Source organism: Rhodopseudomonas palustris (genome assembly GCF_007005445.1).
Lineage (GTDB): Bacteria > Pseudomonadota > Alphaproteobacteria > Rhizobiales > Xanthobacteraceae > Rhodopseudomonas > Rhodopseudomonas palustris_G.
This window is the reverse complement of record NZ_CP041387.1, coordinates 4631792-4655045: the sequence shown is the minus strand read 5'-3', so window position 1 is coordinate 4655045 and position 23254 is coordinate 4631792. Positions and strand designations below refer to the sequence as shown.

Here is a 23254-nt window from a genome sequence, read left to right as displayed (position 1 = left end):
CCTCATGGTGAGGAGGCGCCTGTTGGCGCCGTCTCGAACCATGAGTTGTTGACCGCTTCATCCTTCGAGACGCGCGCTGGCGCGCGCTCCTCAGGATGAGGCCCGAACCAGAGAGCGACGACAATGCAACAACTGATGCAGGGCAAGCGCGGGCTGATCATGGGCGTCGCCAACGACCATTCGATCGCCTGGGGCATGGCGAAGACGCTGGCGGCGCACGGCGCCGAGCTCGCCTTTACCTATCAGGGCGAGGCGCTGGCGCGCCGGGTCAAGCCGCTGGCGCAGTCGCTGAATTCCGACCTGGTGCTGCCCTGCGACGTCGAGGACATCGCCAGCGTCGACGCGGTATTCGAGACGCTGAAGGAGAAGTGGGGCAAGCTCGACTTCGTGATCCACGCGATCGGCTTCTCCGACAAGAACGAGCTGCGCGGCCAGTACATCGACACCAGCCGCGCCAATTTTTCGCGCACCATGGTGATCTCCTGCTTCTCGTTCACCGAGGTCGCCAAGCGCGCCGCGGCGCTGATGCCGGACGGCGGCGCGATGATCACGCTGACCTTCGGCGCGTCCGAGCGGGCGATGCCTAACTACAATGTGATGGGTCTCGCCAAGGCGGCGCTGGAAGCCAGCGTGCGCTATCTCGCCTGCGACCTCGGCCCCAAGGGCATCCGCGTCAATGCGGTGTCGGCCGGTCCGGTGCGGACGCTGGCCGGCGCCGGCATCGGCGACTCGCGCGCGATGTTCGGTTTCATGGAAAAACACTCGCCGCTCGGCCGCGGCGTCACGCTGGAAGAACTCGGCGGCTCGGCGCTGTATCTGCTCTCCGATCTTTCGGGCGGCGTCACCGGCGAAACCCACTACGTCGATTCCGGCTACAACATCGTGCTGATGCCGAAGCCCGACGCGCTGAAGGGCGGCGACAAGGCGGGCGAGTAGCTTCCTCGCCTATCGCTGCAGTCCCGCGCACATGCGAAAGGGCGGCCCCTGGCAGGCTGTGTGAGGACTGAACGCGTCGGTTGGACTGGGCCGCATCGGCGCGCCGGCTGGGAATGCGTGCTGGCAGCCGCCGCCCAGAACATCAAGAAGATTGCCCTCGCACTGCCCCCCGGGCCGATTCCAGTGCCAGGCTGACACAGCCGGCGCTGCGCCACTCGCCAAAAACAAAACCCCGCCGAAAATCGACGGGGTTTGTCAGCGCTCTGAGGCTCCGGAAAAACCGGAGCCTTCGACTTTTCACACGGCCTGCCAGGGGCCGCCCTTTGTATTTGAAGCGATCGTCGTCGAGCTTACTCGGCGGCGATCTTGACGTCCGGCGCGGCGGCGCGGACTTCTGCGTCGACCTGCGCTTCGAACTTGGCGAAGTTCTTCTGGAACATGCCGACCAGCTTGCGCGCGGTGGTGTCGAACGCCGCCTTGTCGGCCCAGGTCTTGACCGGGTCGAGGATCTCGCTCGGCACGCCCGGCAGCGCGGTCGGCACCGCGAAGCCGAAATACGGATCGGTGCGGAATTCGACGTTGCGCAAGGAGCCGTCCAGCGCCGCGGTCAGCAGCGCGCGGGTGACCTTGATCGGCATGCGGTGGCCGGTGCCGTAGATGCCGCCGGTCCAGCCGGTGTTGACCAGCCAGCAGTCGACATTGTGCTTGGCGATCAGCTCGCGCAGCATGTTGCCGTACACCGACGGATCGCGCGGCAGGAACGGCGAGCCGAAGCAGGTCGAGAATTCCGGGGTCGGCTCGGTGACGCCGCGCTCGGTGCCGGCGACCTTGGCGGTGTAGCCGGACAGGAAGTGGTACATCGCCTGCGCGGGGGTCAGCTTGGCGATCGGCGGCATCACGCCGAACGCGTCGGCGGCGAGCATCACCACGTTCTTCGGCTGGCCGGCGCGGCCGGTCAGCGACGCATTCGGGATCGACTCCAGCGGATAGGCGGAGCGGGTGTTCTCGGTCTTGGAGCCGTCGTCGAAGTCCGGCTTGCGGTCGATCTCGCCGAGCACGACGTTCTCGAGCACGGCGCCGAAGCGGGTCGAGGCGGCGTAGATTTCCGGCTCGTTCTCGGCCGACAGCTTGATGCACTTGGCGTAGCAGCCGCCTTCGAAGTTGAAGACGCCGTCCTTGCCCCAGCCGTGCTCGTCGTCGCCGATCAGCGTGCGGTTCGGATCGGCCGACAGCGTGGTCTTGCCGGTGCCGGACAGGCCGAAGAAGATCGCGGTGTCGCCGCTCGGGCCGACATTGGCCGAGCAGTGCATCGGCAGCACACCCTTCTCGGGCAGGTAGTAGTTCAGCGTGGTGAACACGCTCTTCTTCATCTCGCCGGCGTACTGAGTGCCGCCGATCAGCACGATCTTACGGGCGAAGTCGATCGCGACGACGTTCTCGGAGCGGCAGCCGTGGCGCGCCGGGTCGGCGCGGAAGCTCGGCAAATCGATCAGCGTCAGCTCGGGAACGAAGCTCTCCAGCTCGGCGCGCTCGGGACGGCGCAGCAGCGTGCGGATGAACAGCGAGTGCCAGGCGAGCTCGGTGTAAACGCGGGTCTTGATGCGGAAGGTCGGATCGGCGCCGCCGTACAGGTCCTGCGCGAACAGCGTCATGCCTTCGGCGTGCTTGAGGAAGTCCTGGTACAGCGTCTCGAACTGGTCGGCGGTAATCGACTGATTACCACCCCACCACATGGTATTTTCGGTGGTAGCGTCGCGGACCGTGAACTTATCCTTGGGGCTGCGGCCGGTGAACACGCCGGTGTCCGCGACCAGCGCGCCGTCCGACGACAACACCGCCTCGCCGTTCTTCAGCGCGTGCTCGTAGAGCTGGGGTGCACCGAAGTTCCAGTACACGCCTGTGAGATTTTTGAGGCCGAATTTGTCGGCGCCGTAAGCACCGTTATGCACGCCCGTCTCTTGCACGAATAGACCCTCCTGAAGAATCCGCGTTGTCTCGATCGCGCGATTGCCGCCAACGCGCATCACCGGCCGCGGTACACATCAGTATATACCTGCCGGCTCCGGTGGGGCGACTGAATAGTGGCGAACGAGGGCTTTGCCAACCCGGCCGGCAGTATTTCGTTTACCGCCGATCGACATTGCGCTGGCTCAAGTCATTCCGCTTTGCGGGCAATGTCAGCCATGCGTTTCAGCATGTCCCGCAATGCAACAGGATTTTCGACGCGGTCCGGAAAGTCGAGCCGCAGTGTCGCACGGCCGCATTGCAGATCGAGGCCTTCGGGATCGATTCCGGTGCACCGCCAGTCGGCTTCGGCGGCGCCGAGTAGCTGGGTGGCATACAGCTTCATCGTACCTGAATGATCCGCGTTGATGTGCGCGACCGCGGAGGCCTCCACGTCGAGCAGCGCTTCGGCACCGCGCAGGTCGGTCAGGTAGCGGTCCGGCGCGAGGTCGAGGATCCGGCCGAACCCGGCGACCAGATGAAGACCCGAGGTTTCGATTTTGAACAGCGAAAAGTCGGCGAAGTCGATGTAGCCCTCCGCCGCCGGATGCGCCGCGAGGTAGCGCCGCCGCCATAGCGGGCCATCGTCGGCGCCGGCCTCGACGGCGGTGCCGAGCAACATGATCCGTGCGCCCTCCAGCGGATCGCCGGCGGCGCGCTCGTCCAGCATCAGCGACACCCGCGGGTCCGCCAACAGGTTTCGGGTGTGAACCGCCAGCCGCGAGATCAGCAGCAATGGCGAGCCATCGGGATGGCTGGCGAGATTGACCAGCGAGCAATACGGCGCACCGCCGGACTGCATCAGCGTCGCCAGCGCCCCCTCGCGGCGGCGGCGCAGCAGCGATTTGGCGAGCTTCGGGGCGCTGAATTCGGAGGTCGGCTGCATCGAAACACCTGTCTGCTGGGGCTTAGTTTCTGCCAATGATTGGCTTCAAGCCCCTTTGCGGTCTGAAAATGCGGCATATATCAGCCCCCGCATGGGCCGATCGCGCGAATTCGGAACCGGCCACATTTCAGCCCAGCTTGCATTGCTGGTTGACTGTGCTTTCTGGGCCACCTCACACCGCGGATCGCCGAATCGTTTCGCTGTCTCGCCACGCCGTTTCGGAAAGAAGCTTCATGCCTACAATCGCTTTGGTCGACGACGACCGCAACATCCTGACCTCGGTGTCGATCGCGCTGGAAGCCGAAGGCTACCGGATCATGACCTACACCGACGGCGCCTCGGCGCTCGACGGCTTCCGCACCACGCCGCCCGACCTCGCCATCCTCGATATCAAGATGCCGCGGATGGACGGCATGGAGACGCTGCGGCGGTTGCGGCAGAAGTCCGATCTGCCGGTGATCTTCCTGACCTCCAAGGATGAGGAGATCGACGAGCTGTTCGGCCTGAAGATGGGCGCCGACGATTTCATCCGCAAACCGTTCTCGCAACGTCTGCTGGTCGAACGCGTCAAGGCGGTACTGCGGCGTTCGGCGCCGAAAGACCCCGCCGCCGCCCCGAAGGAAAACGACGCCAAGGCGCTCGACCGCGGTCCGCTGCGGATGGACCCGGAGCGGCATACCTGCACCTGGAAGAACGAGCCGGTGACCCTCACCGTCACCGAATTCCTGATCCTGCAGGCGCTCGCGACCCGGCCCGGCGTGGTGAAGAGCCGCAACGCGCTGATGGACGCCGCCTACGACGATCAGGTCTATGTCGACGACCGCACCATCGACAGCCACATCAAGCGGCTGCGCAAGAAGTTCAAGGCGGTCGACGACGAGTTCGAGATGATCGAGACGCTGTACGGCGTCGGCTATCGTTTCAAGGAAATCTGATCGGGGCGGCGTGCCGCCGGCGCTGCGGCTGACGATGTCGCCGCATTGCGCTACACTCCGCGACGCGCGCCATGCGCGTGTCGGCAACCATCGGGCTGATGGCCATTGCTAGATCGCACCTCGCCTGATCCAGATATGCGCGACACCGAGGACGCCTCCTCGTCGCGCGACGAGACTCCGGCGCGCGGCCGCCGCTGGCCGCGGCCGCTCGACTGGGTGCGCCGCACCGGGCAGTTCTTCTTCACGCTCAGCTTCTCCAGCCTGACGCGGCGAATTCTGTCGCTGAACCTCGCCGGCCTGCTCGCGCTGTCGACGAGCATCCTGTACCTGTCGCAATTCCGCGCCGGCCTGATCGACGCCCGCGCCCAGAGCCTGCTGGTGCAGGCCGAGATCATCGCCGGCGCGATCGCCGCGTCGGCCACGGTCGAAACCAACACCATCACCATCGATCCCGACCGGCTGCTCGACCTCAAGACCGGCGAAAGCTACGGCCCGCCGGACGAGTACGCGCTGCTGGACTTTCCGATCAATCCCGAGCGCGTCGCGCCGGTGCTGCGGCGGCTGATCTCGCCGACCAAGACCCGCGCCCGGATCTACGACCGCGACGGTGTGCTGATCCTCGACAGCCGCAGCCTGTACGGCCGCGGCGACGTGATGCGGTTCGATTTGCCGCCGCCGACGGCGGAGAAGCCCGGCATCGTCGAGCGGGCGATGATCGCGATCCGAACCTGGTTCAATCGCGGCGACCTGCCGCTGTATCGCGAGCTCGGGCCGGAGAACGGCAACGGCTATCAGGAGGTCGCGCAATCGCTCAAAGGCCACAAGAGCAGCATGGTGCGGATCAACGACCGCGGCGAGGTGATCGTCTCGGTGTCGGTGCCGGTGCAGCGCTTCCGGGCGATCTACGGCTCGCTGATGCTGTCGACCCAGGGCGACGACATCGACCAAATGGTGACCGCCGAGCGGCTGGCGATCCTCAAGGTGTTCGGCGTCGCCGCGGTGGTGATGTTCGTGCTGTCGGTGCTGCTGGCCTCGACCATCGCCGGCCCGGTGCGACGGCTGGCCGACGCCGCCGAGCGGGTCCGGCGCCGCATTCGCGCCCGGGTCGAGATTCCCGACTTCACCAAGCGCCGTGACGAGATCGGGCATCTGTCGGGCGCGCTGCGCGACATGACGGATTCGCTTTACAACCGCATCGAGGCGATCGAGCGGTTCGCCGCCGACGTGTCGCACGAGCTGAAGAACCCGCTGACCTCGCTGCGCTCGGCGGTGGAGACGCTGCCGCTGGCCAAGACCGACAACAGCCGGGCGCGGCTGCTGAGCGTGATCGAGCACGACGTCAAACGGCTCGACCGGCTGATCTCCGACATTTCCGACGCCAGCCGGCTCGACGCCGAATTGCAGCGCCAGGACGCCGCCCAGGTCGATCTGCGGAGGCTGCTGACGACGCTGACGCTGGTCGCCAACGAGACGAGGCTCGGCCACAGCACCATGGTCGAGGTCAAGTTCGACGGTCCGGCCTCCGACCAGTTCTCGGTGCCGGGCCATGACTCCCGGCTCGGTCAGGTGATCTCCAACCTGCTGTCCAACGCGCAGTCGTTTTCCTGCGAAGGCGGCAAGGTCCGCATCCTGTGCCGCCGCCGCAAGGCCGAGATCGAGATCATCGTCGAGGACGAGGGCCCCGGCATCCGCGAGGACGCGCTGGAGAAGATCTTCGAGCGCTTCTACACCGACCGGCCGCACCAGGGCTTCGGCCAGAATTCCGGCCTCGGCCTGTCGATCTCCAAGCAGATCGTCGAGGCCCATGGCGGCAGGATCTGGGCCGAGAACCGCGTCGGTCCGCGCGGCGAAGACGGCGAGCCGACCGTCGCCGGCGCCCGCTTCGTCGTGCGGCTGCCGGCCAAATGACCGCGGCGTCGCCCCGCACCGTCCACGCCTCGGCCGTCAAGGTCGGCGACCACGCCGTGGTGATTCGCGGCGCGTCCGGCTCGGGCAAATCCAGGCTCGCCTGGGCGCTGATCATGGCGGGCCGCGCCGGCCAGATCCCGCCAGCCGAACTGATCGGCGACGACCGGGTGGTTCTGGAGCCGGAGCACGGACGGCTGACGGTTCGTCAGGTGCCCGGGCTGGCCGGGCTGATCGAGATCCGCGGCCTCGGGCTACGACGGACCGCGGCCGCCGCAGCCGCCGTCGCCGGGCTGGTGGTCGATCTTCAGGCTGCGGATGCGTCGCGGATGCCCGAAGCTGCAGCGCTATGGACCGAAATCGGCGGCGTCCAATTGCCGCGGGTCGCGGTCGGCGCCGGCTACGATCCGCTACCCTTGGTGGTGGCCGCCCTGACGACAACCGACGCAACCGGCGACGAAGCCTGATTGCAGGTTTGTTCTCAGCGATTTAGTAACTATATCAGCCCAACAATCGTCACTGAACGGCCTTGCCGCAGCTCCTCAGCGCCTTGCCTTCGTCGGGGAATCGCGCAGACCCCCTTGCATAGGGGCTCTGGATGGTCAAAGTGACCGGTTCGCGCGGTGCACCAAAAGCACCCGCGAGGAGTTTCCGATGATTGGTCTGGTACTTGTGACCCACGGGCGCCTCGCCGACGAGTTCAAGGCAGCGCTGGAACACGTGATGGGGCCACAACAACAAATCGAAGCCGTCACGATTGGCGCCGAAGACGACGCCGATCTGTGCCGCAGCGACATTATCGAGGCGGTCAATCGCGTCGACAGCGGTGAGGGCGTGGCGATCCTGACCGACATGTTCGGCGGAACGCCGTCCAACCTGGCGATTTCCTGCATGAGCCGCCCGAAGGTCGAAGTGCTCGCCGGCATCAATTTACCTATGCTGGTGAAGCTCGCCAAAGTCCGTGAGGAGCGCTCGCTGCCCGAGGCGATCGCGCTGGCTCAGGAGGCCGGGCGCAAGTACGTCACCATCGCCAGCAGGGTGTTGGCCGGAAAATGATCGCGGACGCGCCCCAGCCCGGCTCCGAACCGGACCATGCCGCCGGCGCTTCCGCCGAAAAGATTTCCCGTGAGATTCCGGTCATCAACAAGCGCGGCCTGCATGCGCGGGCCTCCGCCAAATTCGTGCAGATGGCCGAGCGCTTCAACGCCGAGGTCTGGGTCACCCGCAACGGCGAGACCGTCGGCGGCACCTCGATCATGGGGCTGATGATGCTGGCGGCCGGGATCGGCACCACCGTGACAGTCTCGGCGAGCGGCCCCGAAGCCCGCCAGGCGCTGGACGCGATCACCGAGCTGATGGGCTCGAAGTTCGGCGAAGAAGAATAAGCCGCCCCTATTTGGCGCTCGTCCCCGCCGGCAGCACCAGAAAGAATACGTCGCTCACCCGCCCGCCGGGCTGGCCGAACAGCGGCCGGCTGAGCCACACCTTGCCGCGCAGGATCTGCGGCTGGCCGGCGACGATCCGCTCGGCGGTGGCGATGCAACCGCCATTGTCCGCCGGACACACCAGCACGGCACCATTCGCCTCGGCCCGCTGCTTCAGCGCCGCGACATCCGCCGTTTCGAAGCCCTTGGTGTCGGTGCGCAGATAAAAGGCGGTGTTGCCGGCCAGCACGGTTTCGCCTGCGACCAGCGGCACCGGCCGGTCGCTGTTCCGGCGCCATTCGCGCTCGACATGCTCGGCCAGCAGCGAGGCGTATTCGAACGGTCCCGGCGGATCGCTGAGATGAATCACCAGCGCCACCGCCGGCGACAGCGCCAGCGAGCCGAGCGACACCGCGGAGGCGACGATCAGGCCGCGCCGCACCGTCTCTCGCCCGACCGCGATCAGCGGCGAGGCCAACAGCACGATCGGCAGCAGCGTGTAGGCCGGCATCGCCCACAGCGGCACGATGCGGATGCCGGTGACGAGCGCCACCGGCACCGCGGCGACGATCAGCAGCACCTGCGCGATCAGGATGGTGCGACGCTGCGGATCGGCCGGCCAGGCGATGTCGGCCAGCGCCGCGCGCGACGGCCGCAGCAGCAGCGCCGCGACGATCAGCGCCACCGCCGCATAGCCGACGCAGCCGGCCAGATAGCCCAGCGTGTCGCGCAGATTGTCGGCGAAGCTGCCGGCCTCGTGCGCCTCCGCGTAGGACAGCGTCGGGAAGTCGTGGGCGTAGAGCCACCACAGATGCGGCGCCAGCACCGCGCCGCCGCACAGGATCATCAGCCACGGCGCCATTGATCCGAAGAACCGGCCGCGCCGCGGGTCGATCAGCGCCGCCAGCCCGAGCGCGACAACCAGCACGATCGACCAGTATTTGCCGAGCATCGAAGCACCGGCGAACACCCCCGCAAGCGCCGCCCACAGCGCGGCGCGGCCTTCCAGCGCCCGCAGGAAACAATGGATGGTCAGCGCCCACAGCGGCAGCAGCACCGCATTGGCGTTGTATTTCAGCGCAATGAAATTGAAGAACGGGATCAGCGTCAGCAGCGCCAGCCCGAACAGCGACTTGTCGGCGTCCATGTAGCGGCGCATCGTCCGCCAGGCGATGTACAGCGTCAGCGCGATATTGGCGGTCGCCAGCAGGTGAACCGACAGATCGGACGGCGGAACCAGCGTGAACCAGGCGCGCGCCACCCAGGCCGAGAACGGCGGGTGCTTGTCGGTACCGAGCGCCAGATCCCGCGACCAGCCGTACAGCTCGGTCTCGTCGGCATGCAGATCGCGCGGCCAGGTGGCGATGATCCGATAGGCCGTCCAGATCGCCATATAGGCAAGCAGCGTCCAGACGACGGTAAGCTCCTGCCGCTTGGGATCGAGCAGGGCATCGAGCCAGCGCGTCAGCGGGGCGAATGCGCGGCGGGGAGGGGACTTGGCGGACATCCGGGCCCTGGGCTGGAGGCGTAGCGCGGCGGACATCATCCGCTTCGGCCGGCCCCGTCAAGCGCGGCAAAACCGGCGGTTTTTCGGAGCTTTGCGCCGTCCGTTCGCCTTGCCGGGCCGGAGTCCGGGTGCTATCTCGCGGCCATGACCACCGTCCCGATCGACAACATCCGCAACTTCTCCATCGTCGCCCATATCGACCATGGAAAGTCGACGCTCGCCGACCGCCTGATCCAGATCACCGGCGGCATGTCCGACCGTGAAATGGCCGGCAAGGAGCAGGTGCTCGATTCGATGGACATCGAGCGCGAGCGCGGCATCACCATCAAGGCGCAGACCGTGCGCCTGAACTACCGCGCCAAGGACGGCAAGGACTACATCTTCAATCTGATGGACACGCCCGGCCACGTCGACTTCGCCTACGAAGTGTCGCGGTCGCTGGCCGCCTGCGAGGGCTCGCTGCTGGTGGTCGACGCCAGCCAGGGCGTCGAGGCGCAGACGCTCGCCAACGTCTATCACGCGCTCGACGCCAATCACGAAATCGTCCCGGTGCTCAACAAGGTCGACCTGCCGGCCGCCGAGCCGGAGAAGATCAAGCAGCAGATCGAGGACGTCATCGGCCTCGACGCCTCCGACGCGGTGATGATCTCGGCCAAGACCGGCCTCGGCGTGCCCGACGTGCTGGAGGCGATCGTCACCCGGCTGCCGCCGCCGAAGGGCGACCGCGAAGCGACCCTGAAGGCGCTGCTGGTCGATAGCTGGTACGACGTCTATCTCGGCGTCGTGGTGCTGGTGCGCGTGGTCGACGGCGTGCTCAAGAAGGGCCAGCGCATCCGGATGATGGGCACCGGCGCCGCTTACGACGTCGAGCGGGTCGGCTTCTTCACGCCCAAGATGGTCAATGTCGACGAGCTCGGCCCCGGCGAGGTCGGCTTCATCACCGCGGCGATCAAGGAAGTCGCCGACACCCGCGTCGGCGACACCATCACCGACGACAAGAAGCCGATCACCGAGATGCTGCCCGGCTTCAAGCCGGCGATCCCTGTGGTGTTCTGCGGCCTGTTCCCGGTCGACGCCGACGATTTCGAAACGCTGCGCGGCGCGATGGGCAAGTTGCGACTGAACGACGCCAGCTTCTCGTTCGAGATGGAAACCTCAGCCGCGCTCGGCTTCGGCTTCCGCTGCGGCTTCCTGGGCCTGTTGCATCTGGAGATCATCCAGGAGCGGCTGAGCCGCGAGTTCGATCTCAACCTGATCGCGACCGCGCCGAGCGTGATCTATCACATGAAACTCACCGACGGCACCGAGATGGAGATCCACAACCCGGTCGACATGCCGGACGTGGTCAAGATCGCCGAGATTCAGGAGCCGTGGATCGAAGCCACCATCCTGACGCCCGACGAATATCTCGGCAGCGTGCTGAAGCTGTGCCAGGACCGCCGCGGCAATCAGAAGGAACTGACCTACGTCGGCGCCCGCGCGATGGTGAAGTACGACCTGCCGCTCAACGAGGTGGTGTTCGACTTCTACGACCGGCTGAAGAGCGTGTCGAAGGGCTACGCCTCGTTCGACTATCACCTCACCGACTACAAGCCGGCAGATCTCGTCAAGATGCAGATCCTGGTCAACGCCGAGCCGGTCGACGCGCTGTCGATGCTGGTGCACCGGACGCGCGCCGAAGGCCGCGGCCGCGCCATGGTCGAGAAGATGAAAGAGCTGATCCCGCCGCACATGTTCCAGATCCCGATCCAGGCGGCGATCGGCGGCAAGGTGATCGCCCGCGAAACCGTCCGCGCCCTGCGCAAGGACGTCACCGCCAAATGCTACGGCGGCGACATCACGAGAAAGCGCAAACTTCTGGAGAAGCAGAAGGAGGGCAAGAAGAAGATGCGGCAGTTCGGCAAGGTCGACATCCCGCAAGAGGCGTTCATTGCGGCGCTGAAGGTGGATGGGTGAGGACTATTCAAGTTTTCCCACTCCCATCGCGCCAGTTCGTTTTTTGTTCTTGATCGTTTAGCGCGACTCGGCAACCCTTGCTTGCAATGACTAGGTCAACAGCAGGGCAGCGGTCATGTCTAAGTTTCGAATCAAGATGGAATTACAGGGCCTGAAGCTAGAGATAGAAGGTTCACGCGAAGACGCATCGGTTATGAGCCAAGCAATCGGCCAGCAGATTGCAGGGATGATGCGGCCGGTGGGCGCGATCATCGACGGCGAGTCGACATTTGATAGTGCACCATCACCGGTGGCAACCTTACCGACGACCAATCCGGCGCGGAGGGGCCGAAAGAAGGTCAATAGTAGTTCTCAGGCCGCTCCCAGTGAAGCACCTAAGGCAATCGACTTCAGGCATTCACCGGAGCAGTTCGGGAGCCCTAAACAACAATGGAAAACATCCCAAAAGGCGATTTGGCTGCTCTATGTGACTGGGGAAGTCGCGCAACAGAACGAACTCTCGAGCAGAATCATTTCAGAGACCTTCAATAAGCACTTCAAGCAAGCTGGGATGGTCCAAACGGGAAATGTCGGCCGAGATTTGGGCAAGCTAAAGGCGTCATCACCTGCTCCCGTTGGAGAGGACACGACGAAGACTCCCCCCGTTTGGTTTCTGACAGAAGAAGGCCGTCGACAAGCACAGAACTTGGTCGGCGAGGCTCTCGGCCAAACTTAATATCATATGGCATTAATTGAGAAGCAGCGATTACTAGCGGAGCTAAGCCCGCCACTCGATCGCCTGCTTTGCACTCAGTTGTTAGACGAGTTTGTCTCAGCTGAGCGTCGCTTCATTCAGCGTGACTGGGAACCGAGCCAGCTTGATGGCGGACAGTTCGCGGAGGTTGCTGGAAGAATTGTTTATTGTGTGGATTCAGGAAATGTCAGTCTTTCCAAAGGTTTCGACGACTGTGCGAAGTACGTAGAAAACGACACCAACACTCACAAGATCATTCCAAGGCATGACGCCTTGCACGTTATCAGAGTTCTTCGAACTGTTTACAAATTCAGGAGCCAGAGAGGCGCTGTTCATATATCGCCAACATATACCCCAAACCACATGGACTCGAAACTTGTTATCGAGTTAGTTCGTTGGGTAATGAACGAAATGCTGCGCCTTTTCTGGAGAGGCGATCGAGAGGTCGCAGCTAAGGCGATTAGAGAGCTTCTTCAGTTCGACGTTCCCGCCGTCGGTGTATTTGAAGACAAAATCCTCGTCCAACGAACTGACCTCACAGCAGACGAGGAAATTCTTATCATCCTTCACTACGGAGGTGAGCACGGCTTCTCCCGATCCAAAATTGGGCAGGCAGCTCAACTTTCTCCACCGTCAGTCACGAAGTCTCTTCAGAAGCTCTCTGCGCCAGATTGCCGGCAGGTGATTCAGCTTTCTAACGGAAATTACCGTTTAACCGATCTAGGATCGAGGCGAATTAGGGAGAATCTTGCTAGCAAACTCCTTCTTTAGAAGTAGATTTTGCAGCAAGTAGCAGAAAGTAGCCCGCATGAGCGCAGCGACATGCGGGAATGGACGCCCCTCCTATCGCGGTCATCCAGATAGCGGCGCGAGGCCAAGATCATGATTGATTCAAGCTATGATCCCAAGGCCGATGCGGTTTATATCACCGTCGGTAAGGGCACGTTCGCGGAAACGTTGGAAGCCGGGCCTTTCATCTACGACGTTGATGCGGAAGGGCGCGTCCTTGGCATCGAGATCTTGTCCGCCAGCAGGGTATTGGCGCCCGGAGACTGGAAAAAAGCCGGTCTGCCCAACAGATCCCGCAGCGCCGCGGCCGAATAGCCCAAGGTTTTCCGAGAGCGAGCTTGAGGACCTTCGGGCGCAAGCCAAGCTGATGGCGCGGCATCCTGAGAACGATGCGATCGACGACTGGATCGAGGCAAATTGCGACCTCGAGGGTTGGGTGTGGGACGGCGATTTCGACGATCCGCCGTAGCACTCTTGCCACTTTAGCCGCAACGACGCTTGGCGCGCTTCCTGCTATCCGGCGACGGATCGAATCGTTGCATGGTGATTCGTATGGCCAAGCTCGCTCGCTTGCTCGCTCCTGGTATCGTCGCACTCCTGCTCACCGCAACCTCCGCCCTCGCCGATCCGATCGCACCGGCCGGCAAGGCGATCGGCCAGGACGCGGGCGGTCGCACGATCTATCAGGTCGACGCCAACGGCATCTCGATCGGCTACAGGCTGATCGGCCAGGGCGCGCCGATGGTGATGATCATGGGGCTCGGCGGCACCGCCGAGAACTGGCCGCCCCAGGTGGTCGAGGCGCTGTCGAAGAACCATCAGCTGATCCTGATGGACAATCGCGGCATGGGGCACTCGACCGCCAACGACACCACCTTCAGCTATCCGTTGTTCGCCGCCGACGTGATCGGCCTGCTCGACGCGCTCAAGGTCGAACGCAGCGACGTGCTCGGCTATTCGATGGGCAGCACCATCACCCAGGAACTGCTGCTGGAATATCCCACCCGCTTCAACAAGGCGCTGATCCACGCCACCTCGACCGACGGCAGCAACGTCGCCAAGGCGCTGCACGGAAGGGTGCCGGCCGACCCGATCGTGGCGCGGCAGGTCGAAGCCACTACTCACTGGAAGACCCCGCTCGACAAGCTGCCGGCGATCCCCAATCAGGTGATGCTGGTGGTCGGCACCGCCGACGATGTGGTCGGCACCGACAGCTCGAAGACGATCGCCTCCGCGATTCCGGGAGCGTGGCTGGTCCAGTTCAAGGGCGCCACGCACCATCTGATGTACGAGACCCCCGACGGCTTCTCGGCAGCGGCGCTGACGTTCTTCGAGACCAACGAGACCGTGACCCCGAAGATCGAGCCGAACGCCTCCGTCGCTCCGCCACCCGCGCAGCCATGAGGCAGGCTGAAGCGGGGCGACGGCGTCATAGCTGTCGCACCCGGTGATATTGGAAGCCCAAAGACGTCACGCGGGCAGGCTGGACACCGCGCGGTTGCTGGTCCTCTGCCTCACCCGCTGATCGGCCAACCTCGGTCACTCAGACCGCTCGACTGCACGCCTAACCGCCCCGGCAGATTGTCGCATCCGTCTTTCGGCGGGGGGTGTTTTGCGTCAGATCACGCTTTGACGCGCCAAAGTCCCCATGATGGCCCAATCGCCCCGGTGGTTCGGTCCGGCGGCTGGCTGAAATGCTGGCGCCGGCGAGCCACCCGAGGCGCCAGATGACGAGATGCGCTGACCCCGCGACGCAATGACCGCCACCATTTCCCACCCCCGCGCCCGGCCGCTCGGCGCCGCCGAGATCGAGCACGCCACGCGGATCGCCGAGCCGGATTTCGATCTGCTCGACGCGCTGTACCGCACCGACGATCCCGACGATCAGGCGCGCCTCTTGGCGCGCGTGGTGCTGTCGGCGTTCGACAATTATTACGCGGTGTCGCGCCGGATTCCGGCGCTGGCGCAGGCCGCGTTCGAGGCGCGCGACTGGCCGGTGACGGTACGGCTGTCGAAGATCCGGATCGGGCTGTACACCGCCTGCATCGACCAGCTCGTGCCGCTGCTGAAGGCCGGGCTGCCGGAGCTGACCACCGACGAACAACTCTGGCCGGCCGCAGAGGCCGAACTGCTGGCTGCGATCGAGGGCCGCTACGAGGCCGATTTCGCCTTTGCGTTCTGGCAGTCGCTGCGCCGCAAGCTGGTGAGCGACGAATGGCGGCCGGTGTCCTACGACGCCGGCGCCACCGCGCGGCGCACCATTTCAGCCGCCGCGGTGCTGAAGACCACCACCACCACGCTGCCGATCACCGCCGAGGTGATCGCCGGGATTCTCGACGACGCCGGCTTCAGCGTACCGTGGCGCGATCGCGACGGCGACGCCGCGCTCGCCGCGCAGGCAATCGAGACGGCACTGGAGCCGCTCAGCCCGCGGCCCGGCGAGCCGGTCAAGATCGAGATTGCCGACTCCGGTTTCTTCCGCAATCGCGGCGCCTGCCTGGTCGGCCGGATCAAGCTGCGCGACCGCGGCGACATGCCGATGCGCAGCCTGCCGCTGTTGATCGCGTTGCTGAACGAGAAGGACGGGCTGGTCGTCGACGCGGTGCTGACCGACAGCGACGAGCTGCAATATGCGTTCTCGTCGACGCTGGCGAACTACCACGCCACCAATCCGCGCTACCACGAACTGGCCCGGCTGCTCCACGAGCTGATGCCGAAGCGGCCGCTCGGCACGCAATATTCCTGCATCGGCTTCCATCACCTCGGCAAGGTCGCGGTGATGGCCGAGATCCTGGCCGAGCACCGCAAGACCAAGGAGAAGCTCGCCACCGCCCCCGGCTTCAAGGGCACGGTGGCGATCGCCTTCACGATGCCGTCGTCGGCCTACGTGCTGAAGATCATCCGCGACCATCCGACCGACGACTACAAATTCGATTACTTCGACGGCCTCGACGAGGTTCTTCGCAAGTACAATCTGGTGCACGAGATCGACCGCGCCGGCTCGATGCTCGACAACATCATTTATTCCAACGTCAAGCTCGACCGCGCGATGTTCGCACCCGATCTGCTCGACGAACTGCTGGAAGCCGGAATCGGCACGGTGACGCTGGATCGCGGCGCACTGGTGTTTCGGCATCTGATCGTCCAGATCAAGCTGACGCCGCTGCCGCTGTACCTGGCCAACGCGTCCGCGGCCGAAGCCCGCGCCGCGGTGATCAATCTCGGCGACTGCATCAAGAACAACGCCGCGGCCGACATCTTCAACAAGGATCTCGACGGCCGCAATTACGGCGTCAGCCGCATCCGCAAGGTGTATCTGTTCGACTACGACGCGGTCGAACCGCTGACCTCGGTCACGGTGCGGCGCGACGGCGCGATTCCCGGCGAGTTCGACAACGGCATGGTGTTCCGTCCGCAGGAGATGCTGGAGGGGCTGCGGATCGACGATCCCGGCCTGCGCCGCGCCTTCCGCGACGCGCACCCCGAGTTGATGCAGCCCGACTATTGGGAAGGGATGCAGCAAGCGCTACGCGACGGCAAGGTGCCGAAGGTGATGAATTATCCGGCGTCGCGGCGGCTGCGGCGGTAGGCACGCCCGCCCCAGCGTTCCGGCCCTTGCCGAACATCGGTGCGGTCTCTACCTGTGCGAGGCTGTTTTTCCGGGACGAGGACGCCGCCATGCTCGACGCCGCCTTCAAGGCGCTCACCCAAATTCTGTCGCCGCCGATGCGCTCGATCCTGTGGCGCTCGGTCGGCTTTGCGCTGGCGTTGATCGCGGTGGCGGCGATCGGATTGCAGCGACTGCTGAGCTGGGCCGCCACATCGAGCGAGCTCTGGGCCGAGGCGGCGCTGGGCGGCTTCCAGACCCCGCTGAATATCCTGTCATGGGTGCTGTCGATTGCCGCCGGGCTTGGCATCGTGGTCGGCGCGGTGTTCCTGATGCCGGCCGTGACCTCGCTAGTCGCCGGCATCTTCGTCGACGAAGCCGCCGAGCAGGTCGAGCGCGCATCCTATCCGCATGAAGCTCCGGGCGTCGCGCTGCCGATCGGCCTCGCCACCTGGGAGACGGTGAAGACCGCGTTGCTGACCATTCTGGTCTACCTCGTGGCGCTGCCGTTTTTGTTCTTCGCGGGCGCCGGCGCGATCGTATTCTTCGTCGCCACCGCCTGGCTGCTCGGCCGGGAATATTTCGAGCTCGCCGCGATGCGCTTCCGTCCTGCGCCGGAAGCCAAGGCGATGCGGCGCGACAACGCCACCACGGTTTTCATCGGCGGTCTGATCATCGCCGCCTTCGTGTCGATCCCGATCGTCAACCTGGCGACGCCGCTGTTCGGCATGGCCTTCATGGTGCATCTGCACAAGCGGCTGTCGGGATCGCGCCCCGAAGTGATCGCGCCGGATCAGCGCAGCATGCTGCGCTGATCTGCACGGAGAGGCGACGGACCCTATTGGTTCTGCGGCACGTTCCGCAGCTTGCGGCGAACCGCGGACGACACCTCCTGCACCGCGCCGCCGACGATCATCATCAGGAAATTCGCAAGGTGAGACATCTTCATCGCTGAGCACTCCTGAGGGGAACCACGACACCGTGCGGGTCACCGAACGTCCTGAGAGCTGAAACCCGCACCGGATCGCGACGTTCCAAGCTGCGGTGAAGTATCAATTAGTTTGCGCAGCGCGGATACACGAAAGAACCCCTGGCGCGGCGCCGGCGCAGGTCGTGACGGGTATTGGACACGCCGCGGAAATCCGCTTCGCGAGGCGACCAACTGTCGGCCGCGCCTGACACCGGGTGTCAATGCGGTACGACGACCAAGCTGTTAGTTAGGCCCGTTGTCGCGCAGGCTTGACGTATCGACTGTCAACCTGGCATCGGCGCGCGGCCCAACTTGTTAGTTGCACGAGGCGGCCGGCGCCCGACTTATCTGCACCGATTACCTTTATGCAGCGTGGAGTGGTGAAATCCGGTCGGCGAAGGAACTCTTGGGCGGGACTGCGTTTGTCTCAATGGACCGCCATTCCTCGCGGCCCCATGGAGACGATCGGCTTGGTCCCTCATCCGGCGCACGACCCTCGTCAAACCTCGTCGTCGATGGCGACGGCGACAGTCCGGTCCGACCTCGGGCCCGATTGGGAGCGTGACGGACACGATTGGCCAAACCGCCACGGCAGCAGCTTCGTGCGTGCGGCCGGCTTGCGCTGGCACGTGCAGCAGATCGGCCATGGCCCCGCACTGCTGCTACTTCACGGCACCGGCGCGTCGACGCATTCGTGGCGGCACTTGGCGCCGCTGCTCGCCGAGCATTTCACGGTGATCGCGCCCGACCTTCCCGGCCACGGCTTCAGCGAAACGCCCGAGCGCGCCCGGATGTCGCTCGACGGGATGGCGTCGGGTCTCGCCGCGCTGCTGCACACGCTGGGGCACCGTCCGGTGGTGGTGGGCGGGCATTCGGCCGGAGCCGCCGTGCTGGCGCGGATGTGTCTCGACGGCGGCATCGCGCCGGCCGCGCTCGTCAGCCTCAACGGCGCGCTGCTGCCGATCGGCGGGCGCGCCGGGCGCTGGATGCTGCCGCTGGCGCGGCTGCTGGCGGCAAGCGCGATGGTGCCGCGCCTGGTGGCGCGGTTCGCCCGGACGCAGGGCATGGTGGAACGGATGATCGCCGACACTGGGTCGACGCTCGATCCGCAGGGCGTCGAGCTGTATCGCCGGCTGGTGTGCAGTCCGGGTCATGTCGCGGCGGCGCTGACCATGATGGCGGGATGGCGGCTGGAGCGGCTGGCCGCCGAGCTGCCGCAGCTCGCGCCGCGCCTGCTGCTGATCGCCGGCAGCAACGACAGGACCATCGCGTCGAGCGACGCCGAGCGAGTGAAGACGATGGTCCCCGGCGCCCGCACCGTAATCATGCCCGGGCTCGGCCATCTCGCCCATGAGGAACGCCCGCAGGATGTCGCCGGGCTAATCGTCGAGTTCGCCCGCGACCACGGCGCGCTGCCCCCGGAGCTCGCTGCGGCCGAGTGACGACGGCGGCACCTCGCCCGCACCGTCGCCAAACTGACGCAGTCCTGCGCTCAGAGTCGCCTCCGACCATTCGAGCCACCGATGCCCGACGCCGCGACGATGCCGGGCGTCGTCGAAGGAGACGCTGATGCCGCTGTCGACCCGCTCCGCCGTGCCCGCCGCTGTGCTGATCGCGGCGCTCGCGCTGCCGCCGCTGGGCCTGAACGCCGCAATCGCCCAGGAACAGCGCGCGGCGCCGCATGCCGACCGCGCCAAGCCCGGCTCGGAGCAGGCCGAGACCGCTCCCGGCAAAGCCGACGCCTCGCCGGCTCGCGCCGAGCTCAGCAGCCTGCCGCCCGACGTCACCACCAGGCACAGCCTCGTGCTGCCCGGCCGTACCCTGGCGTTCACCGCCACAGCCGGATCGATCCGGCTGTACAACGGCAAAGGCGAGCCGCAGGCCGATATCGCCATCACCGCCTACAAGCTCAACGGCGCCGATGCACGCACCCGGCCGGTGACCTTCCTGTTCAACGGCGGACCCGGCGCATCCTCGGCCTGGCTGCAGCTCGGCGCCGCCGGACCGTGGCGGCTGCCGATCGGCAACAGCGTGGTGGCGTCTTCGCCGCCGGTGCTGCAGGCCAATGCCGAGACCTGGCTGGACTTCACCGATCTGGTGTTCATCGATCCGGTCGGCACCGGCTACAGCCGTTTCGCTGCCAGCGGCGATGAGGTGCGCAAGCAATTCTATTCGGTCGACGGCGACATTTCGGCGATCGCGCTGGCGATCCGGCGCTGGCTGGAGAAGAACGACCGGCTGACCTCGCCGAAATACATCGCCGGCGAAAGCTATGGCGGCATCCGTGGTCCGCGCGTGGTGCGCAACCTGCAGACCAAGCAGGGCATCGGCGTCAACGGCCTGATCCTGGTGTCACCGGCACTCGATTTCCGCGACCTGTCGGGCAGCAGCCTGCTGCAATATGCGGCCCGGCTGCCGTCGCTGGCCGCGGTGGCGCGGCAACAGAAGGGCAAGGTGACCCGCGCCGACCTCGCCGACGTCGAAAGTTACGCGCGCAGCGAATTCATCACCGATCTGATCAAGGGCGAGGCCGACAAGGAAGCCACCACGCGGCTGGCCGACCGCGTCGCCGCGTTGACCGGGATCGACAAGACCGTGAGCCGGCGGCTCGCCGGCCGCTTCGATACCCGCGAATTCCAGCGCGAATTCGATCGCGACCGTGGGCGTGTCACCGGGCGGTTCGACGGCGCCAGACTGGGGCTCGATCCGTTCCCGGATTCAAGCGGCGCGCATTTCGGCGATCCGTCGGCGGATTCCCTGATCGCACCGCTGACCAGTGCGGCGGTCGATCTCACCCGCAACACGCTGAACTGGAAGCCCGACGGCTCCTACGAGCTGCTCAACGGCTCGGTCGCCGAACAATGGGATTTCGGCCGCGGCCGCCAGCCGCTGGAATCGACCACGCAGCTTCGTGAAATTCTCAGCGTCGACCCGAGCCTGCAGGTGCTGGTCACCGGCGGCCTGTTCGACCTCGCCGTGCCGTATTACGGCACGCAGATGATCCTCGATCAGTTACCACCGACGTTGGCGGACAAACGCGTGAAGTACATCGTCTATCCCGGCGGCCACATGTTCTACGCCGACGACACCGCCCGGCGATCGCTGCACGACGAAGTGAAGGCGATGATGAAGTAGTTCGGCGGCGGTCTCGTTATTGCGAAGAGAAAAGCGACGAAACAATCCCGGTCACCCTTCGCGACCTCTGGATTGCTTCGCTTCGCTCGCAATGACGGATAGGGCCCGGACACAGGACAGTCCGAACTAACTCACCGTCTTCTCCGGCCAGCGGCACAGATCGGCGATCAGGCAGACCTCGCAGCGCGGCTTGCGCGCGAGGCAGGTGTAGCGGCCGTGCAGGATCAGCCAGTGATGGGCGTGCTGCATGAACTCGGCCGGGATCACCCGTTCGAGTTCGAGCTCGACCGCGAGCGGCGTTTCGCCGGGTGCCAGCCCGGTGCGATTACCAACCCGGAATACATGAGTATCGACCGCCATGGTCGGCTGACCGAACGCCATGTTCAGCACCACATTGGCGGTCTTTCGGCCGGCGCCGGGCAGCGTCTCGAGCGCCTCGCGGGTGTCCGGCACCTCACCGCCAAAGTCGGTGATCAGTTTTTGCGACAGCGCAATCACGTTCTTCGCCTTGGTGCGAAAAAGCCCGATGGTCTTGATGTACTCGCGCAGCCGGTCCTCACCGAGCGCCAGCATCTTCTGCGGCGTGTCGGCGACCGCGAACAGCGGCCGCGTCGCTTTGTTGACGCCGGCGTCGGTCGCCTGCGCCGAGAGCACGACCGCGACCAGCAGCGTGAACGGGTTGAGGTGTTCGAGTTCGCCCTTCGGCTCCGGGTTGGCCTTGGCGAAGCGGCTGAACGCCTCGTGCACTTCGGCTGCACTCCAGCGGCGCGGGGACTTACCGCGGCGGGGCGCCGCCGGCTTGGCCGCTGGTTTCGGCTTGGCGGTGATGGCGCGCTTGGCGGATTTGGCAGGGGGCGTCGCAGGCGTCCTGGCGGCCGGCTTGGCGGGGCGGCGGGTGGTTTTCGGCATGGGTGAGGTATAATATTCCGCTATGGCGACAGAACCTGATCTTGGTCCGGATTCGAGAGAGCCGAAACTGTTTTCGGCGCGGCTGAAGCCGCACCGTGCCTTGAGTCACAACGGATTTCTGATCCTGATCGGGCTGGTCGGCACCGTGAGCTTCGCGGCCGGGCTGGCGTTCTGGATGATGGGCGCCTGGCCGGTATTCGGATTCTTCGGGTTGGACGTGCTGGCGCTCGCCATTGCGTTCAGGGTGAGCTTCGCCCGCGCCCGGGCCAGCGAGGAGATCTCGATGACCTGCAACGAACTGCGGGTCCGTCGCACCTCGGCGCGCGGCGAGGTGGCCGAATGGGTGTTGAACCCGCTCTGGGTGCGGCTGGAAAAGATCGTCCACCACGAGGCCGGGATCGAGCGGCTGTATCTGGTCTCCTCAGGGCGCCGGCTGGCGATCGCCGGATTCCTCGGTGCCGAGGAAAAGGCCAGCTTCGCCAATGCATTGATGGCGGCGCTGGATGCCGCGCGGCGCGGTCCGCTGTACCAGCCCTGAAGGCCAGGAAATCGGGTGGCGGCGGACGCCGCGATGGGTAACATCGGCGGTATGATGAACCTCGCCCTTGCCGACCACCACCTCGTCAAACCCGGCGCCCGCGATTCCGCGCTGGCCGATTACGACTGCGTGCGGCGCGCCATCGCCTTCATCTCGCAGAAGTGGAAGGCGCAGCCGACCATCGAGGCGATCGCCGACGCCGCCGGCCTGACGCCCGACGAGTTGCACCATCTGTTCCGGCGTTGGGCCGGGCTGACGCCGAAGGCGTTCATGCAGGCGCTGACGCTCGACCACGCCAAATCGCTGCTGCGCGATTCCGCCAGCGTGCTCGACGCCGCGCTGGCATCCGGCCTGTCCGGGCCGGGCCGGCTGCACGATCTGTTCGTCACCCACGAGGCGATGTCGCCAGGTGAATGGAAGGCCGGCGGCGCCGGGCTCGGCCTGCGCTACGGCTTCCATCCGTCGCCGTTCGGCACGGCGGTGATCATCGCGTCCGATCGCGGCCTGGCCGGTCTCGCCTTCGCCGATCCCGGCGAGGAGCAGACGGCGCTGGTCGATCTGCAGCAGCGCTGGCCGCGCGCGGTTTGCGTGCCGGATCAGGACACCACCGCGCCGCTGGCGCAGCGGATCTTCGATCCGGCGCACTGGTGCCCAGAACAGCCGCTGCGAGTGGTGCTAATTGGCACCGATTTCGAAGTGCGGGTGTGGGAGACGCTGCTGAAGATCCCGCTCGGCAAAGCGGTCTGCTATTCGGACATCGCCGCCAAGATCAGCCTGCCGAAAGCCTCGCGCGCGGTCGGCGCAGCGGTCGGCAAGAACCCGATCTCGTTCGTGGTGCCGTGCCATCGCGCGCTCGGCAAAGGCGGCGCGCTCACCGGCTATCACTGGGGCCTGACGCGCAAGCAGGCGATGATCGGCTGGGAAGCGGGACGACTCGGGGGCGAGTGAACCGCAGGGCCGATTGACGGGGGCGGGTGGCGACCATAGGTGTGGGGAGCGCTGAGGCGTCCCCCACATCCA

At 65.6% G+C, this 23254-nt stretch carries 21 protein-coding genes; 17 read left to right on the top strand and 4 right to left on the bottom strand.

Annotated elements, in window-relative coordinates:
• Positions 1-123 precede the first annotated feature (123 nt).
• Positions 124-936 carry an enoyl-ACP reductase FabI gene (fabI, locus tag FLL57_RS21495; protein WP_013500108.1) on the top strand — a complete coding sequence of 271 codons (813 nt, stop codon included), beginning with the start codon at positions 124-126 and terminating at the stop codon, positions 934-936.
• Positions 937-1286: 350 nt separating this feature from the next.
• Here the strand turns inward: fabI and FLL57_RS21490 are convergent, their stop codons facing one another.
• Together FLL57_RS21490 and FLL57_RS21485 are read right to left on the bottom strand one after the other, a co-directional pair.
• Positions 1287-2900, bottom strand: coding sequence for a phosphoenolpyruvate carboxykinase (locus tag FLL57_RS21490; protein ID WP_013500109.1), 1614 nt, complete (start codon positions 2898-2900; stop codon positions 1287-1289).
• Between the two features lie 191 nt (positions 2901-3091).
• Positions 3092-3826 (bottom strand): HugZ family protein, encoded by a 735-nt coding sequence (locus tag FLL57_RS21485; protein WP_013500110.1) that lies wholly within the window; start codon positions 3824-3826, stop codon positions 3092-3094.
• 233 nt (positions 3827-4059) lie between these two features.
• On the opposite strand from FLL57_RS21485, the gene FLL57_RS21480 reads away from it, so the two are divergent.
• From FLL57_RS21480 to FLL57_RS21460, 5 genes are all read left to right on the top strand, one after another.
• The gene (locus FLL57_RS21480; RefSeq protein WP_011155926.1) at positions 4060-4761 is read left to right on the top strand and encodes a response regulator transcription factor; all 702 of its coding nucleotides are present in this window, start codon (positions 4060-4062) and stop codon (positions 4759-4761) included.
• Between the two features lie 105 nt (positions 4762-4866).
• Positions 4867-6669, top strand: a complete 1803-nt coding sequence (locus FLL57_RS21475; protein WP_080964180.1) for a sensor histidine kinase — start codon at positions 4867-4869, stop codon at positions 6667-6669.
• On the top strand, positions 6666-7133 hold the full coding sequence (locus FLL57_RS21470) for an HPr kinase/phosphorylase (RefSeq protein ID WP_013500112.1): 468 nt from the start codon (positions 6666-6668) through the stop codon (positions 7131-7133). Before FLL57_RS21475 ends, FLL57_RS21470 begins: the two co-directional genes overlap by 4 nt.
• A 187-nt stretch (positions 7134-7320) precedes the next feature.
• A complete protein-coding gene (locus tag FLL57_RS21465; protein WP_011155923.1) occupies positions 7321-7722 on the top strand; it encodes a PTS sugar transporter subunit IIA in 402 nt (133 codons plus the stop codon).
• On the top strand, positions 7719-8051 hold the full coding sequence (locus FLL57_RS21460; RefSeq protein WP_013500113.1) for an HPr family phosphocarrier protein: 333 nt from the start codon (positions 7719-7721) through the stop codon (positions 8049-8051). The genes FLL57_RS21465 and FLL57_RS21460 overlap by 4 nt, the downstream gene beginning before the upstream one ends.
• A gap of 7 nt (positions 8052-8058) precedes the next feature.
• Here FLL57_RS21460 and FLL57_RS21455 read toward each other — a convergent pair whose 3' ends face one another.
• Positions 8059-9597: a glycosyltransferase family 39 protein gene (locus FLL57_RS21455; RefSeq protein WP_142883966.1), complete on the bottom strand. Its 1539-nt coding sequence runs from the start codon at positions 9595-9597 to the stop codon at positions 8059-8061.
• A 144-nt stretch (positions 9598-9741) separates the two neighbouring features.
• On the opposite strand from FLL57_RS21455, the gene lepA reads away from it, so the two are divergent.
• The 9 genes from lepA to FLL57_RS21410 all read left to right on the top strand — a co-directional run bounded on the left by lepA (position 9742) and on the right by FLL57_RS21410 (position 20787).
• The gene (lepA, locus tag FLL57_RS21450) at positions 9742-11553 is read left to right on the top strand and encodes a translation elongation factor 4 (RefSeq protein WP_142883965.1); all 1812 of its coding nucleotides are present in this window, start codon (positions 9742-9744) and stop codon (positions 11551-11553) included.
• 115 nt (positions 11554-11668) lie between these two features.
• Complete coding sequence (locus FLL57_RS21445) at positions 11669-12268, top strand: hypothetical protein (RefSeq protein WP_142883964.1); 600 nt, start codon at positions 11669-11671, stop codon at positions 12266-12268.
• Between the two features lie 6 nt (positions 12269-12274).
• Positions 12275-13057 carry a hypothetical protein gene (locus FLL57_RS21440; protein ID WP_142883963.1) on the top strand — a complete coding sequence of 261 codons (783 nt, stop codon included), beginning with the start codon at positions 12275-12277 and terminating at the stop codon, positions 13055-13057.
• A gap of 111 nt (positions 13058-13168) precedes the next feature.
• The gene (locus FLL57_RS21435; protein ID WP_185966169.1) at positions 13169-13390 is read left to right on the top strand and encodes a DUF2283 domain-containing protein; all 222 of its coding nucleotides are present in this window, start codon (positions 13169-13171) and stop codon (positions 13388-13390) included.
• Between the two features lie 237 nt (positions 13391-13627).
• Positions 13628-14479, top strand: a complete 852-nt coding sequence (locus FLL57_RS21430) for an alpha/beta fold hydrolase (RefSeq protein ID WP_235677178.1) — start codon at positions 13628-13630, stop codon at positions 14477-14479.
• Between the two features lie 352 nt (positions 14480-14831).
• Positions 14832-16664 (top strand): bifunctional isocitrate dehydrogenase kinase/phosphatase, encoded by a 1833-nt coding sequence (gene aceK / locus FLL57_RS21425; RefSeq protein ID WP_142883961.1) that lies wholly within the window; start codon positions 14832-14834, stop codon positions 16662-16664.
• A gap of 89 nt (positions 16665-16753) precedes the next feature.
• Positions 16754-17497: a sulfate transporter family protein gene (locus tag FLL57_RS21420; protein ID WP_142883960.1), complete on the top strand. Its 744-nt coding sequence runs from the start codon at positions 16754-16756 to the stop codon at positions 17495-17497.
• Between the two features lie 670 nt (positions 17498-18167).
• Positions 18168-19094: an alpha/beta fold hydrolase BchO gene (gene bchO / locus FLL57_RS21415; RefSeq protein ID WP_185966168.1), complete on the top strand. Its 927-nt coding sequence runs from the start codon at positions 18168-18170 to the stop codon at positions 19092-19094.
• A 127-nt stretch (positions 19095-19221) separates the two neighbouring features.
• Positions 19222-20787 carry a S10 family peptidase gene (locus FLL57_RS21410; protein ID WP_142883958.1) on the top strand — a complete coding sequence of 522 codons (1566 nt, stop codon included), beginning with the start codon at positions 19222-19224 and terminating at the stop codon, positions 20785-20787.
• Between the two features lie 126 nt (positions 20788-20913).
• Here the strand turns inward: FLL57_RS21410 and nth are convergent, their stop codons facing one another.
• The gene (nth, locus tag FLL57_RS21405) at positions 20914-21696 is read right to left on the bottom strand and encodes an endonuclease III (RefSeq protein WP_047308257.1); all 783 of its coding nucleotides are present in this window, start codon (positions 21694-21696) and stop codon (positions 20914-20916) included.
• Between the two features lie 22 nt (positions 21697-21718).
• Here nth and FLL57_RS21400 point away from each other — a divergent pair, with 22 nt between their 5' ends.
• Together FLL57_RS21400 and FLL57_RS21395 are read left to right on the top strand one after the other, a co-directional pair.
• Positions 21719-22234 (top strand): DUF2244 domain-containing protein, encoded by a 516-nt coding sequence (locus tag FLL57_RS21400; protein ID WP_047308258.1) that lies wholly within the window; start codon positions 21719-21721, stop codon positions 22232-22234.
• Positions 22235-22285: 51 nt separating this feature from the next.
• Entirely contained in the window at positions 22286-23182 is an 897-nt protein-coding gene (locus FLL57_RS21395) for a methylated-DNA--[protein]-cysteine S-methyltransferase (RefSeq protein ID WP_142884262.1), read from the top strand.
• The last annotated feature ends 72 nt before the right edge of the window (positions 23183-23254 follow it).